Raw genomic sequence first — 3,496 nt, 5'->3', positions numbered from 1 at the left:
CCAGCGCGGCCACCAGGACTCCGGCGGCGGCGAGTCGCTGGTCGGTCAGGAACAGCAGCAGGCCGACCACCGTGGTCAGGCAGCTCAGGGCCAGCAAAGCGTTGCGCAGAAACGGGTTCGGCACCGCGATCTCCTGCACGCGCGCTGCCGCCACGTCGGCCTCGACCTGGGTGCGGGCCGCGTTGGCGGCGGCTTCGTCCTGGATCTGGCGGGCACCGTCCACCTCGATCGACGCGGTGGTCAGGCGTGCGCCGCTGGTCGGGTCCAGGCGCGTGGCCAGGCCGCGCAGCACTGATGGTTCGGCGGTGGTCGGGGGTTGAGGCCTGCGTTCGTCGTGCGCGGCGGCGACCGCGGAAGCGGTCGCGTACGCCGATGCCACGACGCGGAGCTCCTCGTCCACCGCGGTCTCGCCGACGGGGACGTCGGGGAGCGATTCGAGCTCGCCTGCGAGACTCGACGACGACGGGCCGGTCAGCACGCGAGGGGCCGGGGCGGCTCGCCACGCGGCCAGAGCGCGGTTGACCACGTGGGTCAGCTCCTCCTGCGCGGCGAGGCCGGACGGCGGGGAGTCGCCGAAGCGTTCCTGCAGCTCGCTCAGCCGAGCGCTCGAGCGGACAGCGCGTCGAGTGAAGCAGCGTGCTCCTGGACGGCCAGGCGTGCGCGAGCGGCAGCGGCCGAACGGCCCTGCGTGCTCAGTTCCAGGTAGCGGTCGTGCTCGCGGCGTGCCGCGGCCAGGTCCGTTTCCGCCTCGCGCAAGCGGTTGCGGGCATCTCGCAACGCGTCGACAGGAGCGGTCAGTCGTTGCAACGCCTGCTCCACCGTGCCGTCCGTGCCCGCGGTGGCCGCGGCGCGGCGCAGGTGGTCCTGCAGGCCGTCCGCGGCGTCCAGCACGTTCAGCAGCTGCGCCTGGTCCACGCAGGCGGTGGCGGCGAACGAGGTGCGGTCCATGCCGACCCGGCGTGCGACGTCAGGAGACGAGTCGTCGTTCAGGTCGCGGTCCACCGCGACGACCTCACCGGACTCCAGCGACACCGTCGCCGCCACACGCCAGGACTCGCCGTGCCACGGGCGGTGCCGCGACGACGGTTCACCGCACAGAGCGGCGCGGATGGCGGCGTGCCATGACGACTTCGCGGACTCGTTCACGCCCGACACCACGGTCAGGCCGGGTGCCAACGGCAGTGTCCTGTCGTGCAGGGGACCGAAAGCGTGCGCGGTCACCGACTCGATTCTCATCGCTCCTCCAACGCCCGCAGGCCTGTCGCGAGCACGCGGCCGCGCAACGCCGTGTCCAAAGACGGATCCGCCAGCACGTCCCGCACGAACTGGCCGCGCACGGTCCGTTCCGCGGCAACGGAATCGACGTCCACCAACGGAAACGCCTCAGAATGCTCAGCCAACAGTCCGAGCGACCGTGACGCCGACACGTCGAAGACTTCGCGTGACACCGTGCCGTCGTCGTGCACCGTGCACAGAACGGCCCCGCGCTCACCGGTCTCGCCCGGTGTCAACGGATCAGGGTTGCCGGGGAACGTGTATCGGACGGCGTGCTCCGGTGTGTGCACGTGGCCCAGGAACGCGTGGTCCAAGCCCGTGATCGCGACGTCGTCCGGCGCGGAACCGTGGCCCAGCGCCAGGTTCACCCCTGCCCGATTGACGGAGAACCCGTCCAGGAAGTCCCTTGCCGGGCCGGGTCCGACGTGCGCGGCGCCCCACAACGTGACGCCGTCGGCGAGTTCCACGGGCGTCAACGACTCGGAGGAGAACACGTGCACGTTCGGCGTCCAGTCCACCTGCTGGTAGACCGACTGCGGCCCGTACCAGTCGTCGTTGCCCGGCGCCAGGAACACCGGCAACGAGCAGTCAAACGTCGACTGCAGAAAGGAAGCCGTAGAAGGGGAGCAACGATCGTGCTCGTACAGGTCGCCGGCGCAGAGCACCGCGTCGACGTTCGATTCCTGGGCGAGATCCACGATGCGGCCCAGCGTGTCGCGCAACGCCTGGCGCCGCGCGGGACCCGCGCTGGGAAAGCGCGTGTCCAGGTGCAGGTCCGCGAACAGCAGCAGTTTCACCGGTGCCTCTTCAGGTGAGGTCGATGGTGCCGGACAGGGTCATGGTCGGCTGAAGAGCCGCGGCGACGGACGCGGTGTCGGCGTGCCAGCCGGTCAGCTCCGCGATGGTCGGGGTGAGCTCGTAGCCGTGGTGCCGGATCGCGCGGCTCAGCGCGTGCCACAGCTGGGAGGCGTCGTGCGCCACGTCGGCGTCCACATGGGACGGAAGGCTGATCAGCAGGGCGTGCACCGGCTGGTCGGTGTTCTCGGCACCGCAAGCACGAGCGACGGAACGTTCCACCGCCGTGCGCAACAGCTCCGCGCAGCACCGGATCCGCACACCGTCGAGCTGCTCCGGCCGCGCCAGCAGGTTCGCCACGCAGGTCAGCCGGTCCTGCACGTCCGAGGGGAGGTTCATCGCTGCAACCACCCCGCGAGCAGTTCGGTGTCGCGGATCAGCACGTCCAGGTCGCCGCCTTCACCGCCGACCCGGCACGCCTGAAGCAGGTCGACCGCCCACGACCCGACGACGTCCTCCAGGTGCGGCAACAGCTTCGCCGGTTCCCCGAGGTCGTCGAGCACGGCCAGCGCGATCTTCTGCCTGGTCGTCAACGCGCATTCCAGCACGCGTTCGACCTCGGCGTGCGGCATCCCGCGGCCGAGCCGTTCGCGGCGGAACCGGGCATGCGACGCCGCTTCCAGGGCCGACCGGCAGCACGACGCCACCAGCTCGGCCCGCAAGGCTTCCGGCAGGTCCTCGTCACCCCGCATCGCGCGGGCGTCGTTGAGGCACCGGCCGACGGGATCATCGGACATCCGCACCTGCACGACGGACTCCTCACCGCGGCAGACCTCCCAGACGGTCGCGCTCAAACGCAACCGCCGCAGGGCTTCCACGAGCCGTTCGTCGTGCGTGAAGACCACGACCTGGCGGGTGAGGCCGACGTCGGCGAGCACCTGCGCGAGTCCGTCCACTTTGGATGGATCCATCGCCTGCACCGGGTCGTCGATCACCACGAACCGGAACGGGCTCTCGTCCACCATCGCGCGCGGCAGGAACAACGCGAGCCCCAGCGAATGCAGCTCGCCCTGGCTCATCACCGCCAGCGCCGAGTTCGAGACGCCGTCGACCGACACGTCCAGCTCGACGTTGCGGGTGCCGCCGAGCCGCACCGCGCCCAGGTCGACGTTGCTCTGCTGCCGCAACCGCTGCCAGATCCGCTGCGACTCCTTGGCGAACGGCGCGATGCGCTCGGACCGCAGCGTGGCCGCGGTCTTGCGAATCCAGTTCTCCGCCTCGGTCACGTCGGCGAGCACCTCGGCGTCCGCGAACGCCCTGACCTCGAGAGCTGATCGTCATTCTGATCCTCTTCACCCAGATCAACGCGCTCGGCGGGTTCACCAGGAACGAAGTACTGCTGATGTACGCGTTCGCGGGCGCGGCG

The 3,496-nt window shown here is 70.5% G+C and carries 5 protein-coding genes; all 5 read right to left on the bottom strand.

Annotated elements, in window-relative coordinates:
• On the bottom strand, positions 1 to 526 hold a 526-nt coding region (locus FXN61_RS48225; RefSeq protein ID WP_167980458.1), incomplete at its 3' end, for a hypothetical protein.
• A gap of 68 nt (positions 527 to 594) precedes the next feature.
• Positions 595 to 1,236, bottom strand: coding sequence for an AAA family ATPase (locus FXN61_RS48220; protein WP_167980457.1), 642 nt, complete (start codon positions 1,234 to 1,236; stop codon positions 595 to 597).
• Positions 1,233 to 2,072, bottom strand: a complete 840-nt coding sequence (locus FXN61_RS48215) for a metallophosphoesterase family protein (RefSeq protein ID WP_167980456.1) — start codon at positions 2,070 to 2,072, stop codon at positions 1,233 to 1,235. Before FXN61_RS48215 ends, FXN61_RS48220 begins: the two co-directional genes overlap by 4 nt.
• A gap of 10 nt (positions 2,073 to 2,082) precedes the next feature.
• Complete coding sequence (locus tag FXN61_RS48210; protein WP_167980455.1) at positions 2,083 to 2,469, bottom strand: hypothetical protein; 387 nt, start codon at positions 2,467 to 2,469, stop codon at positions 2,083 to 2,085.
• Positions 2,466 to 3,368 carry an AAA family ATPase gene (locus FXN61_RS48205; RefSeq protein ID WP_167980454.1) on the bottom strand — a complete coding sequence of 301 codons (903 nt, stop codon included), beginning with the start codon at positions 3,366 to 3,368 and terminating at the stop codon, positions 2,466 to 2,468. Before FXN61_RS48205 ends, FXN61_RS48210 begins: the two co-directional genes overlap by 4 nt.
• Positions 3,369 to 3,496: the final 128 nt, after the last annotated feature.

The organism is Lentzea indica (assembly GCF_012184385.1).
GTDB classification, from domain to species: domain Bacteria; phylum Actinomycetota; class Actinomycetes; order Mycobacteriales; family Pseudonocardiaceae; genus Lentzea; species Lentzea indica.
This window is presented reverse-complemented; position numbering and strand designations above follow the sequence as displayed.

Bases quoted from the DNA above. Each gene is read 5' to 3' on its own strand.
- FXN61_RS48220 (WP_167980457.1), bottom strand. From the start codon at position 1,236: ATGAGAATCGAGTCGGTGACCGCGCACGCTTTCGGTCCCCTGCACGAC.
- FXN61_RS48210 (WP_167980455.1), bottom strand. From the start codon at position 2,469: ATGAACCTCCCCTCGGACGTGCAGGACCGGCTGACCTGCGTGGCGAAC.